We start from the raw sequence: 12,001 nt of genomic DNA on the forward strand, positions 1-12,001 counted from the left end.
GGAAAACCCCCCCCCCCCTTTTCTCCACTTCCCTCTAACGGGGCCCGGCCGGGGCCCAGGCTTGGGGAAGGGGGGAGGTCTAACGGGGGGGGACAACCCTCCCGGCGCCGGTTCACCCGCTCCGGCGACCGGCGTGAGCCCGCCTTCGGACGCGCCGCCTCAGTCGGCCATGTCGAACCGGGGCTCCCCGCTCCGGGTGCGCTTGATCTCGAAGAAGCCCGGAACCGTGGCCATGAGGAGAAAGCCGTCCCACAGCCGGCCCGCCGTCTCCCCGGTGGGAGCGGGGGAGACCACCGGCCCGAAGAAGCCGACCCGCTCGCCGCCGGGCGCGGCGAGCGAGATCACCGGGGTGCCGATGTCGCCGCCGGCCAAGGCGACGGCCTCTGCGTGCGAGGACCGGATCGCCTCGTCGTAGTCGGTGGACTCGGCGACCTGCGCGAGCTCCTCGGGGAGTCCGGCATCCGCCAGGGCCGCCGTGAGGTTCCCCCAGTCGCCCTGAAGGTGGAAGCGAGTGCCCATCGCCGTGAAGAGTTCACCGAGCGCTTGCCGGCCGAACCGCTCCTCCACTGCGGCACACACGCGCACCGGCGCCCACATGTAGTCCTCCCACTCGCCCTCAGGGTTGTCGTCCCGGTGTTCGTTGAGCACCGAAAGACTCATCACCCGCCAGTGGACGGTCACCGGCCGCACCTTGGTGACCTCCACCAGCCACCGTGAGGCGATCCACGTGTACGGGCAGACGGGGTCGAACCAGAAGTCGACGCTCCGCTGTTCGGTCATCGGATCGGCTCCTCGCACATTCTCGGTCCAGTGGCGTCTCGGTCTAGGGGCGCCAGCCGCCCGGCTCGGGCCACGGCTCACCGAGCTGGCGGTAGGTGCTCTGATACTCCGGCCAGTCCCGGTGGTCCCTGATCTTGCCGTCGACGATCCGCAGCAGATGGATCTGTTCCCCGGCGAAGCGGCGGCCGGTCGGTGCGAAGCCCACCATCGGGCCGACCTGACGGCCGTAGAGGACCAGGTACGCCCGTACCCAGTCCCCCCGCTCCTCGACCTTGACCTCCTCGAGGTACGCGTCCTCGGAGAAGGTCATCCGCACCCAGGCTACCGCCATCGCGAACGCCTCGGGCCCCTCACCGATCCCGTGCTCGATAGTGGCCGGATTCAGATACTCCGGGTGGATGAACTCGTGGGCGTCGTCGGTCGTGCCCGTGTTGTACGCCTTGATCATCCGCCGTACGGCTTCGACGTTCTGACTCATCGCGTGCCTCCGGATCTCGGTGTGCTCGTCACCGACGAGCATCCCAACACCACGATCGGCAGCGGATCGACCCTCGCTCGACCCGCCGGTCCACGGCTGCTCGACCCCCCACCGGGCCATGGACGCCCCCGAGTCCAGGGGCTGTTGAGCGGGCTGCGAGAGGCGACGCCCACGTTGGACGACGCCACAGCGTCAAAGCCCGACGTCGCACGTGAGAAGAGGCGATGAGATGCAACCGAATGACCTTGATCCCACCGGGAGCGGGGTGGTCACCTTCATCAACAGGTTCACCGTGCACGCCTCGCCCGAGGAGTTCGAGAAGGCCTTCGCGGAGACCGGACGGTACCTGGCGGGCCGGGACGGCTTCCTGCGGTACACCCTGCACCAGCACGCCGAGGACCCGGATCGTTGGGTCAACATCGCGCACTGGCGCGACGCGCACGCCTTCCGAGCGGCGGTGGGCGACCCCTCCTTCCGGCAACACGCCTCGGCGGTACGGCGACTGAGCGCCAGTGAGCCCGGCTTGTACGTCCCCCGGCAGCACGTGTCGGGGGAGTGGGCGGCGACGGAGGACCGCTGATGGCCACCCGCACGGGGCGCCGTGTCGCCATCACCGGCATCGGTGTGGTCGCTCCCGACGCAGTGGGGCGCAAGCCCTTCTGGGACGCGTTGACCGCCGGACGCACCGCCACCCGGAGGATCAGCTTCTTCGACCCCACGTCCTACCGCTCGCAGGTCGCCGCCGAGGTCGACTTCGACCCGCTGCGCGAGGGACTGACCCCGCAGCAGGCCCGGCGGATGGACCGTGCCGCACAGTTCGCCGTGGTGAGCGCCCGGGAGAGCGTCGCCGACAGTGGGCTGGAACTGGCCGAACTGGACCCCGCGCGTTCCGGTGTGGCCATCGGCAGCGCCGTGGGCTGCACCATGAGCCTGGAGGACGAGTACTCCGTCGTCAGCGACGGCGGGCGCCACTGGCACGTCGACGACTCCTACGCCGGGCGGCACCTCTTCGACTACTTCGTTCCGAGCTCGATCGCCGCCGAGGTCGCCCGCGACGTCGGCGCCGAGGGCCCCGTGTCGCTGATCTCGACCGGCTGCACCTCCGGACTCGACTCGGTCGGGCACGCGGTGGAGTTGATCCGGGAGGGCTCGGCGGACGTGATGGTGGCCGGCGCCACCGACGCCCCGATCTCGCCGATCACCGTGGCCTGCTTCGACGCGATCAAGGCGACCACGCCGCGCAACGACGAACCCGGGCGCGCCTCGCGGCCCTTCGACCGCACCAGGAACGGATTCGTCCTGGGGGAGGGCGCCGCCGTCTTCGTCCTGGAGGAGCTGGAGCACGCCAGGCGGCGGGACGCTCACGTGTACGCCGAGATCAGCGGGTTCGCCTCCCGCTCCAACGCCTTCCACATGACCGGGCTGCGCCCGGACGGCCGGGAGATGGCCGAGGCCATCCGCGTCGCCATGCGGCGGGCCGCTGTCGCCCCGCAGGACCTCGACTACGTCAACGCGCACGGCTCGGGCACCGTGCAGAACGACCGGCACGAGACGGCGGCCTTCAAGAGGGCCCTCGGCGAGGACGCCCACCGGGTGCCCGTCAGCGGCATCAAGTCGATGATCGGGCACTCCCTGGGCGCGATCGGCTCGCTGGAGATCGCGGCCTGCGCGCTCACCATCGAGCACAACGTCATCCCGCCCACCGCCAACCTGCACGAGCCCGACCCCGAGTGCGACCTGGACTACGTGCCGCTGACGGCGCGCGAGCAGCGCGTGGACGCGGTGCTCACCGTGGGCAGCGGCTTCGGAGGCTTCCAGAGCGCGATGGTGCTGCGCGGGCCGGAAGGGGCGGCGTCATGACGTCCGCGGCCGTGATCACCGGTATGGGCGTGCTCGCGCCGACAGGTCTGGGCACGGCCTCGCACTGGAGCAGTACCCTCGCCGGGCAGCCCGCGATCGGCCCCGTCGGCTGCTTCGACCCGGAGCGCTACCCCAGCCGGCTGGCCGGTGAGATCCCGGGTTTCGACGCTCAGGAACACGGCATCCCCAGCCGGCTGATCCCGCAGACCGACCACATGACCCGGCTGGCGCTGGTGGCCGCCGAATGGGCGATCGAGGACGCCGGGGTGGATCCCCGCGCACTGCCGGAGTACGACATCGGCGTCGTCACCGCCAGCTCGGCCGGGGGCTTCGCGTTCGGCCACCGTGAACTGCACAACCTCTGGAGCAAGGGCCCGGAGCACGTCAGCGCCTACCAGTCCTTCGCCTGGTTCTACGCGGTCAACACCGGGCAGATCTCCATCCGCCACGGACTGCGCGGTCCGGGCGGTGTGGTCGTGACCGAGCAGGCAGGCGGGCTGGACGCCCTGGCGAAGGCCCGGCGACAGCTGCGCGACGACGCTCGGATGGTGATCGCGGGCGGCGTCGACGGCTCGTTGTCGCCCTGGGGCTGGGTCGCGCAGCTCGCGAGCGGCCGGATCAGCACCGTGGACGACCCCGAGCGGGCGTACCTGCCCTTCGACACGGACGCCTCCGGATACGTACCGGGAGAGGGCGGAGCGCTGTTCGTCCTGGAGTCACCTGAGTCGGCACGCGCCCGTGGCGTCGGGTCCTGGTACGGGGAGATCGCCGGATACGCGTCCGCCTTCGATCCGCCGCCCGGGGCGGGCCGGCCGCCCAACCTGCGGCGCGCCGCCGAGCTCGCCCTCGCCGACGCCGGACTGTGCCCCGGGGACATCGACGTGGTGTTCGCCGACGCCGCGGGCGTCCCCGAACTCGACCGCGCCGAGGCGGACGCCATCCGTGCGGTGTTCGGCGCGCACGGCGTACCCGTGTCGGCGCCCAAGAGCATGACCGGACGACTCGGTGCCGGGGGCGCGGCCCTGGACGTGGCGACGGCCGTGCTGGCCATCCGCCATGGCGTGATCCCGCCCACGGCGAACGTGCGGCAACCGGTTCCCGAGTACGGGATCGACCTCGTCCGCACCCCCCGCGTCGCCCCGTTGGCCGCCGCGCTCGTGCTGGCCAGGGGCCAGGGCGGCTTCAACGCGGCCGCGGTCGTGACCCGACAACGATAAGGAGAGACATGCCCACCCAAGACGACCGGTGCGCCGTGGTCACCGGTGCCACCAGTGGCATCGGGCTCGCCGTCACGACGCTGCTGTGCGAGCTCGGACGGCGGGTGTTCATCTGTGCCCGCGACGCCGAGAACGTCGAACTCACCGTCGAGCGGCTCCGTGACAAGGGGTACGAAGTCGCGGGGCAAGCGGGCGACGTGCGCTCCACCGAACAGGTCGGCGCCTTCGTCCGCGCCGCCGTGGACCGGTACGGCCCCGTGGACGTGCTGGTGAACAACGCGGGCCGCAGCGGCGGAGGCCCCACCGCGCAGATCACCGACGAGCTCTGGCTCGACGTCGTCGACACCAACCTCAACAGCGTCCTCAGGGTCACCCGCGAGGTGCTCACCACGGGCCGGATGCTGGAGCAGGGCACGGGCAGGATCATCAACATCGCCTCGACCGGCGGCAAGCAGGGCGTGGTGCTGGGCGCCCCGTACTCCGCGTCCAAGCACGGCGTCATCGGCTTCACCAAGGCACTGGGCCTGGAACTGGCCAAGACCGGGGTCACGGTGAACGCGGTCTGCCCCGGCTATGTGGAAACGCCGATGGCCCAGCGGGTGCGCAAGGGATACGCCGCGGTCTGGGACACCACCGAAGAGGCGGTCCTTGAGCGGTTCGAGGCGAAGATCCCGCTCGGCAGGTACACCACCCCGGAGGAGGTCGCCGGCCTGGTCGGCTACCTCGTCACCGACCAGGCCGCCCCCGTCACGGCGCAGGCGATCAACGTCTGCGGCGGACTGGGCAACTACTGAGGGCCCCGCGCGAGGACCAGGAGATCGCAACATGACGAACCTTCACCGAGCCGAACACCGGATCACCGTGCAGGCGCCCGCGCCCACCGTCTTCGCCCTGATCGCGGACATCGACGCGTGGCCGCGGATCTTTCCCCCGACCGTGCACGTGGACGTCCTGGAACGGACTGCCGACGAGGAGCGCATCCGGATCTGGGCGACCGCCAACGACTCCGTCAAGACCTGGACCTCGCGCCGCGTCCTGGACCCCGCGGGACTGCGGGTCTCCTTCCAGCAGGAGGTGTCCCAGCCGCCCGTCGCCGCGATGGGCGGCGAATGGATCGTCGAACCGCAGCCGGGCTCCCGGACCCTGGTCCGTCTCACCCACGACTTCCGGGCCGTCGACGACGATCCGGAAGGCGTGGACTGGATCACCCGGGCCATCGACCGCAACACCGACGCGGAACTGGGCGCTCTGAAGAGGGCCGCGGAACAGGCCGCCGGGGCCGGTGGCGGCGCACTGTCGTTGCGGTTCGACGACGTGGTGGACGTGGCCGGCGACCCGGCCGAGGTCTACGACTTCCTCTACGACGCGGGGCAGTGGGAGAAGCGGCTGCCGCACGTGAACCGGGTCGGGCTCGAGGAGAGCACCCCCAACCTGCAACTGCTGGAGATGGACACGCTCACCCCGAACGGCGCCGTCCACACGACGAAGTCGGTACGGGTCTGCTTCCCGACGGGGAGCATCGTCTACAAGCAGCTGCGTACACCACCGCTGATGACCGTCCACAACGGCCGCTGGCGGATCGAGAAGAGTCCGTCGGGGTGCACCGTGACCTCGACGCACGCCGTCGTACTGAACCCCGACGCGGTCGTCCCGGTCCTCGGCGAGGGCGCCACGGTCCAGGACGCGCGCGACTTCGTCCGCGACGCGCTCGGCCGCAACAGCACCGCGACGATGCTGCTCGCCAAGGAGTACGCGGAGCGAGCGGTCCGGGAACGCTGATGCGCGTCCTGTTCACCACCTTCGGCGCCCGCAACCACGTGCACGCCCAGGTCGCGCTCGCCTGGGCGCTGAGGGCCGCCGGGCACGACGTCCGCGTGGCCAGCCACCCCGACCTCGCGGACGTGGTGGCCCGCACCGGCCTCACCGCGGTCCCGGTCGGCCGGGAGCTCAACGAGGACCAGGTGATGGAGGAACTGCGGGACCGCGAGGACGCCTCGCGCGAGACGTACGACGACGACACCCCGGACGCCCAGCTGCTGCTCGCGATGGACGAACTGCGCCCGGAGAAGCTGACGTACGACCACATGCACGGCGTGTTCACCGCGATGACCTCGGCGGTCTTCCAGAACTACTCGTCGGCCGAGATGATCGAGGATCTGGTGGAATTCGCCCGCGGCTGGCGGCCCGACCTGGTGGTCTGGGATCCGCTGACGTTCGCCGGGGCCGTCGCCGCCCGGGTCACCGGCGCGGCACACGCCCGGCTGATGTTCGGTCTGGACCTGGTCGGCCGTATGCGCGAGAGCTATCTGGCGGAGGTGGACAACCGGCCGCCCGCGCTGCGCGAGGACCCCATGAGGGAGTGGCTCGGCTGGGTGATGGAGCGCTACGGCGGCACCTTCTCCGAGGAACTGGTGACCGGTCAGTGGACCATCGACCCGGTGCCGTCGTCCCTGCGGCTCCCGGCCGGCCTGCCGTACGTCCCCGTCCGCTGCGTCGCCTACAACGGCCGGGGCAGCATCCCTCCGTGGCTGCGGGAGGTACCGAAGCGTCCCCGGGTGTGCCTGACGCTCGGTGTGTCGCACCGCGAAGTGATGGGCGGGGACCAGGCGTCCATCGGTGAGTTGATCGACGCGGTGGCCGGACTGGACGTCGAGGTGGTCGCCACCCTCAACGCCCGCCAGCTCCGGGAGGTCAGCGGCCTTCCCGCCAATGTCCGCGCCGTCGACTTCGTTCCGATGGACGCGCTGCTGCCGAGCTGCTCGGCCATCATCAGCCATGGCGGTTCCGGCACGGTCCACGCCGCCTTTCTGCACGGAGTCCCGCAGATCCTGGTGCCCGGCGCCATGTGGGACAACGGCATCCGCGCCGACCTGGTGGAACGCTCGGGTGCCGGCCTGCGCCTGGCCGCGGAGACGCTCACCGCCGACGCCCTGCGCGACGCACTCACCAGGCTGCTGACCGAGCCGTCGTTCGCGGCCGGAGCCGACCGGCTGCGTCGGGAGACGCTCGCCACCCCGGCTCCCCGGGACATCGTCCCGGTTCTGGAGTCGCTCACCGCGGAACACCGGCGCCACACCGCCCCGGGACACGACGACCCTGCGAGGTTCGATGCCTGACACAGCCTCCCTCCCTCCTTCCCCGCGATCGGTCGTGGTGACCGGAGGCGGTTCCGGTATCGGCCGGGCCACCGCACGCGCCTTCGCCGACCAGGGCGCGGCCGTCCTGGTCGTGGGCCGCACGGCCACCGACCTGGCCGACACCGCGGAGGGTTACGACGCCGTTCGCACGCTCGCCGTCGACCTCACCGAGGCCGACGCGCCACAGAAGGTCGTGGACACCGCCCTGCGCGAGCTCGGTGGGATCGACGTCCTGGTGAACAACGCGGCGGTACTGGGCCACCGCGCCCTCGCCGACGTCGATCCGCAGCAGGTGGCCGCCCAACTCGGCACGAACCTCGCGGTGCCCGTACTGCTCGTGCGCAGCGCACTCGACGCCCTCGCCGCCGACGGCGGCGGCACCGTGGTGAACGTCAGCTCGTCCGGCGCGCGCGGATCGCGGGCGTGGGCGGGCAACAGCGTGTACGGCGCCGCCAAGGCCGCGCTCGACTTCCTGACCCGCACGTGGGCGCTCGAACTCGCACCGCGCGGCATCCGGGTCGTCGGCGTGGCCCCCGGGCTGGTCGACTCCGGGTTCGCGCGGCGGGCGGGCATGTCGCCCGAGAGTTACGACGGCATGCTCCACCACGTCGGCGGACTGACCCCCCAGGGACGTGTCGGTACCCCCGAGGAGATCGCCTGGTGGATCACGATGCTGACCCGGCCGGACGCCCACTACCTGACCGGCGCCGTACTGCCGATCGACGGCGGCCTCTCCCTGACCTGACCTGACCTGGCCTGACCTGTCCTGGTCCTGACCGGACCTGGCCCTGACCTGACCTGAACTGGCACGACCGACATCGGAACCCGACCACACCAAGGCCCCGGAGAAGCGGAGTTGAGTTCATGGCGAGCATGACCGAGAGCGAGTTGGGCCGTGTGCTGCTCACGCACCGCGGCGTTCAGTGGATCATCGGCACGAAGGACGATCCGTACGCGCTGCTGCTGCGGGCCGCCGACGACGATCCGCACCGGCTCGGCGAACTGATCAGGGAACGGGGCTCTCTGTACTGGAGCAGCGCCGAGGCGTGGGTGACGGGACGTCACGAGGTCGCGGCGGCGGCGCTCGACGATCCCCGGCTGAGCTTCCGTCACCCCGACGCGGACGTACCCGCCTCGGACGGCGAGGGGGAGCAGCGGGAGCCGATGCCCTGGGAGGTGCCCGCACTGCGCGAGATCCTGCCCTTCGACGCGATGTTCCTGACCGCCGGCCGGGCGGACTGCGAGCGCGTGCGTGAACTGCTCGAACCACTGCTCGGCGTGAAGGCCCTGGAACGGTGGCGGCCGGCGGCCGAAGGGGCGCTGCGCCGTGCCCTGACCGCCGCCGGTGACGAGTTCGACCTGCGGGCCGACGTCGCGGACGTCTTCGCCGCCGACCTGGTGCGGGAGATCCTCGGCGTACCGGAGGAGGACCGCGACCGCTTCGCCGCGCTGTGCCGGGGTGGGGCGGGCGCGCTGGACGCCATGGTGTGTTCGCCGCATCTGCGGACGGCACACGACCTGATCACCGCGGTCGAGGGCATGCGGTCCCTGCTCACCGACCTGATCGGGCAACGGCGTGCGAAGCCGGGGGACGATCTCGTGAGCGCTCTGCTCACGGCGACGCACGAGGACGAGGTGCGGTCGGTGTGCACGCTGCTGGCCCTCGTCGGGTCCGAGCTCTCGGCGACCCTGTTCTGCGACGCGGTGGCGGCCCTGCTCGACCACCCCGGGACGTGGCGGGCGCTGTGCGAGAACCCCGGCCTCGCGCCGGCGGTGGTCGACGAGACGCTGCGGTACGCCCCTCCCGTCCGGCTCGTACCTCTGTACGCGCGCGAGGAGCTCGTACTGGCCGGGATCGTGGTCCCGGCCGGCAGCCAGGTCGTGGTGGCCCTGGAGGCGGCCGGCCGGGACCCGGCCGTCCACGCCGAGCCGGCGGTCTTCGATCCGGCGACGGAGCGCGGGGGGCGGCACCTGGCGTTCTCCGCGGGCCTGCCCACGTCGCTTCTCGCCCCGCTGGTGCGGCTCCAGGCCGAGTCCGGGCTCCGCCTCCTGACGGCCGAGGCGCCCGGTGCACGGCGCACCGGTCCCGTACTGAGGCGTTTGCGGTCGGGGGTCACCGGAGCGGTCCTGGAGCTGCCGCTGGCTCGCTGACCCACCCTTCTTCACCGTGCGTCACTAATCCATCGGCCGTCTGACTTGTACAGCATGTAGTAGAGCTACTATCTTTGATCTAACAGGTCTGATCGAAAGGTAGACGGCCCATGGCAGGGACAAGTGATCTGCACGAGTTGAGTCAGGCCGCGGGATCATCGGAGAAATCGCCGGGCGAACGAGTGATCGACATCCGTGAGCTGCGGATGCGGTACGGGTCCAAGGACGTGCTGAACGGGGTCGACTTCAACGTTTGCCGTGGCGAGGTCGTCGCGCTGCTCGGGCCGAACGGCGCCGGAAAGACCACGACCATCGAGATCATGGAAGGGTTCCGTACCCGGTCGGCGGGTGAGGTCAGTGTGCTCGGCGTCGACCCCGCCAAGGGTGACGAACAGTGGCGCGCCAGGCTGGGCATCGTGCTCCAGTCATGGCGCGACCACGGGAAGTGGCAGGTCCGGGAGCTGCTGGCCCAGCTGGGTGACTTCTACCGGCCCTACTCCACCGCCGAGCGGCCTCGCCCGCGCGACGTGGACGAACTGCTCGCCATGGTGAGCCTGGAGGAGCAGGCGGACCAGAAGATCGCCAACCTGTCCGGCGGACAGCGTCGTCGCCTCGACGTCGCGATCGGCATCGTCGGACGGCCGGAACTGCTGTTCCTGGACGAGCCCACCGTCGGGTTCGACCCCAAGGCCCGTCGTGACTTCCACGACGTGGTGCACCGGCTCTCCGACCTGGAGGACACCACGATCCTGCTCACGACACACGACCTGGACGAAGCCGAGAAGCTGTCCGACCGGATCCTGATCCTGGCCGGTGGGCAGATCGTCGCCGACGGCAGCGCGGACCTGCTCGCCCGGCAGGCGGCCGGCAAGGCCGAAGTGCGCTGGGCCGTGAACGGCGAGCACTTCGTCCACGCGACCCCCGACGCCAGTACGTTCGCCTACGAGCTGTTCCAACAACACGGGAACCTGGTGCGTGACCTGGAGGTCCGCCGGGCGAGCCTGGAGGACACGTACATGACCATGGTCCGGCAGTTCGAGGCCGGTCGGTCCGAAGAGGCGATCGCCGCGTTCCGGGAGGCAGGCCAGTGAATCCCACCGTGTACGCCGCGCGGCTCGGTCTGCGCCGCGGCTGGACAGAGTTCCGGCAGTCCCTGACCACGCCCGGCGACATCATCTACTACCTGTTCCTCGGGGGAGTCTTCCTCGGCGTGCTGTTCTTCATGCGGGACTCGACCGTGGACGGCACCGACCTCTCGCTGGCGACGCTCTCCATGCCGAGCATGATCGGCGGACTGCTGGCCTTCCAGGCACTGGGCGGCGCCGCGTTCGCGCTGGCGGCCGAGAGGGAGGACGGCACGCTGCTGCGGGCCAGGACGGTACCGCAGGGCCTCATCGGCTATATCGCGGGCCGCGTGCTGGGGACCGCGCTGAGCACCGTGCTCACGCTGGCGATCATTCTGGTGCCCAGCGTGTTCCTCTTCGCCGACCTCGTGACCGACGACATCGGCAAGTGGCTGAACCTGCTCTGGGTGCTGGGCCTCGGTCTGCTCGCCACCCTGCCGATCGGCCTGATCATCGGGGCCATGGTGAAGAATCCGCGCGGTGCCAACACCTGGGGTATCTTCCCGACGATGGGTCTGATGGCGATCTCGGGTATTTTTTATCCGATCACCTCGCTGGCGGGCTGGCTTCAGGGCGTGTCGCAGATCTTCCCCGTGTACTGGGTCGGACTCGGCACCCGTGCCGCGCTGCTGCCGGAGGCGGCGGTCGCCGTCGAGCTCGGCGATTCCTGGCGCAGGCCCATGACCGCGGTCGTGCTGCTCGTCTGGGCCGTCGCCGCGTTGCTGATCGCGCCGAGGGTCTTGAGCCGTACGGCGCGCGGCGAGACGGGATCGAAGGTCGAAGCACGCCAACAGGAGGCATTGAAGCGCGTTGGGTGACAGGGCATCCGGCAGGAAGAGCGGTCCGGTGCGGCGCGGCACGCCGGAGCCGGAGACCGGGGCGTCGGAACCCCGGTCCGCCGCCGGCACCGACAAGCCCGCCGCGGGCTGGCGGGCCGCCGGTGAGCAGGGGCGTGCCCGGGGCGGCGGGGGAGAGACGGTGCACAACCGCATCGCCCTGCTGCGGGTGGAGCGCGCCATCACCCGCAGGCAGCTCGCCGACGCCCTCGGTGTGCACTACCAGACGGTCGGCTACCTGGAGCGCGGCGAGTACAGCCCCAGCCTGTTCCTCGCCCTGCGGATCGCGGAGTACTTCGAGGTCCCGGTCGAGGTGATCTTCTCGACCGCGCCCTTCCCCCGGATCGGGGGCACCGCACCCCCGTCCTCGTGAACGTGTCGGGGGGGGGGGGGTGGGGGAAGGGCCCACGCAACAGAA

General features: G+C 70.9%; 13 protein-coding genes. 11 read left to right on the forward strand and 2 right to left on the reverse strand.

The window, feature by feature from the left end:
• Positions 1-159 precede the first annotated feature (159 nt).
• The gene (locus ACFCZF_RS13915) at positions 160-780 is read right to left on the reverse strand and encodes a disulfide bond formation protein DsbA (RefSeq protein WP_376671836.1); all 621 of its coding nucleotides are present in this window, start codon (positions 778-780) and stop codon (positions 160-162) included.
• Between the two features lie 43 nt (positions 781-823).
• Positions 824-1,258 (reverse strand): ester cyclase, encoded by a 435-nt coding sequence (locus tag ACFCZF_RS13920; protein WP_337305383.1) that lies wholly within the window; start codon positions 1,256-1,258, stop codon positions 824-826.
• Between the two features lie 229 nt (positions 1,259-1,487).
• Between ACFCZF_RS13920 and ACFCZF_RS13925 the strand changes: the two genes are divergently transcribed.
• From ACFCZF_RS13925 to ACFCZF_RS13975, 11 genes are all read left to right on the forward strand, one after another.
• Complete coding sequence (locus tag ACFCZF_RS13925) at positions 1,488-1,838, forward strand: antibiotic biosynthesis monooxygenase family protein (protein ID WP_376671837.1); 351 nt, start codon at positions 1,488-1,490, stop codon at positions 1,836-1,838.
• On the forward strand, positions 1,838-3,118 hold the full coding sequence (locus ACFCZF_RS13930; protein WP_376671838.1) for a beta-ketoacyl-[acyl-carrier-protein] synthase family protein: 1,281 nt from the start codon (positions 1,838-1,840) through the stop codon (positions 3,116-3,118). Before ACFCZF_RS13925 ends, ACFCZF_RS13930 begins: the two co-directional genes overlap by 1 nt.
• Complete coding sequence (locus ACFCZF_RS13935; protein ID WP_375922824.1) at positions 3,115-4,335, forward strand: ketosynthase chain-length factor; 1,221 nt, start codon at positions 3,115-3,117, stop codon at positions 4,333-4,335. Before ACFCZF_RS13930 ends, ACFCZF_RS13935 begins: the two co-directional genes overlap by 4 nt.
• An 8-nt stretch (positions 4,336-4,343) precedes the next feature.
• Complete coding sequence (locus tag ACFCZF_RS13940; RefSeq protein ID WP_310871141.1) at positions 4,344-5,129, forward strand: SDR family NAD(P)-dependent oxidoreductase; 786 nt, start codon at positions 4,344-4,346, stop codon at positions 5,127-5,129.
• Between the two features lie 31 nt (positions 5,130-5,160).
• Positions 5,161-6,114, forward strand: coding sequence for an aromatase/cyclase (locus tag ACFCZF_RS13945; protein ID WP_376671839.1), 954 nt, complete (start codon positions 5,161-5,163; stop codon positions 6,112-6,114).
• Entirely contained in the window at positions 6,114-7,451 is a 1,338-nt protein-coding gene (locus ACFCZF_RS13950) for an activator-dependent family glycosyltransferase (RefSeq protein WP_376671840.1), read from the forward strand. Before ACFCZF_RS13945 ends, ACFCZF_RS13950 begins: the two co-directional genes overlap by 1 nt.
• Positions 7,444-8,217: an SDR family NAD(P)-dependent oxidoreductase gene (locus tag ACFCZF_RS13955; RefSeq protein ID WP_376671841.1), complete on the forward strand. Its 774-nt coding sequence runs from the start codon at positions 7,444-7,446 to the stop codon at positions 8,215-8,217. Before ACFCZF_RS13950 ends, ACFCZF_RS13955 begins: the two co-directional genes overlap by 8 nt.
• A 119-nt stretch (positions 8,218-8,336) precedes the next feature.
• A complete protein-coding gene (locus ACFCZF_RS13960; protein WP_376671842.1) occupies positions 8,337-9,623 on the forward strand; it encodes a P450-derived glycosyltransferase activator in 1,287 nt (428 codons plus the stop codon).
• A 206-nt stretch (positions 9,624-9,829) separates the two neighbouring features.
• Positions 9,830-10,714, forward strand: a complete 885-nt coding sequence (locus ACFCZF_RS13965) for an ABC transporter ATP-binding protein (protein ID WP_375922873.1) — start codon at positions 9,830-9,832, stop codon at positions 10,712-10,714.
• Positions 10,711-11,565: an ABC transporter permease gene (locus tag ACFCZF_RS13970; RefSeq protein ID WP_376671843.1), complete on the forward strand. Its 855-nt coding sequence runs from the start codon at positions 10,711-10,713 to the stop codon at positions 11,563-11,565. The genes ACFCZF_RS13965 and ACFCZF_RS13970 overlap by 4 nt, the downstream gene beginning before the upstream one ends.
• A gap of 160 nt (positions 11,566-11,725) precedes the next feature.
• Entirely contained in the window at positions 11,726-11,956 is a 231-nt protein-coding gene (locus ACFCZF_RS13975; RefSeq protein WP_310875747.1) for a helix-turn-helix transcriptional regulator, read from the forward strand.
• The last annotated feature ends 45 nt before the right edge of the window (positions 11,957-12,001 follow it).

The sequence above is a fragment of the Streptomyces sp. NPDC056296 genome (genome assembly GCF_042268605.1).
Lineage (GTDB): Bacteria > Actinomycetota > Actinomycetes > Streptomycetales > Streptomycetaceae > Streptomyces.

Coding starts and splice junctions, on each gene's coding strand:
- ACFCZF_RS13915 (WP_376671836.1), bottom strand. CDS start 780: ATGACCGAACAGCGGAGCGTCGACTTCTGGTTCGACCCCGTCTGCCCG.
- ACFCZF_RS13920 (WP_337305383.1), bottom strand. CDS start 1,258: ATGAGTCAGAACGTCGAAGCCGTACGGCGGATGATCAAGGCGTACAAC.
- ACFCZF_RS13925 (WP_376671837.1), top strand. CDS start 1,488: ATGCAACCGAATGACCTTGATCCCACCGGGAGCGGGGTGGTCACCTTC.
- ACFCZF_RS13930 (WP_376671838.1), top strand. CDS start 1,838: ATGGCCACCCGCACGGGGCGCCGTGTCGCCATCACCGGCATCGGTGTG.
- ACFCZF_RS13935 (WP_375922824.1), top strand. CDS start 3,115: ATGACGTCCGCGGCCGTGATCACCGGTATGGGCGTGCTCGCGCCGACA.
- ACFCZF_RS13940 (WP_310871141.1), top strand. CDS start 4,344: ATGCCCACCCAAGACGACCGGTGCGCCGTGGTCACCGGTGCCACCAGT.
- ACFCZF_RS13945 (WP_376671839.1), top strand. CDS start 5,161: ATGACGAACCTTCACCGAGCCGAACACCGGATCACCGTGCAGGCGCCC.
- ACFCZF_RS13950 (WP_376671840.1), top strand. CDS start 6,114: ATGCGCGTCCTGTTCACCACCTTCGGCGCCCGCAACCACGTGCACGCC.
- ACFCZF_RS13955 (WP_376671841.1), top strand. CDS start 7,444: ATGCCTGACACAGCCTCCCTCCCTCCTTCCCCGCGATCGGTCGTGGTG.
- ACFCZF_RS13960 (WP_376671842.1), top strand. CDS start 8,337: ATGGCGAGCATGACCGAGAGCGAGTTGGGCCGTGTGCTGCTCACGCAC.
- ACFCZF_RS13965 (WP_375922873.1), top strand. CDS start 9,830: ATGCGGTACGGGTCCAAGGACGTGCTGAACGGGGTCGACTTCAACGTT.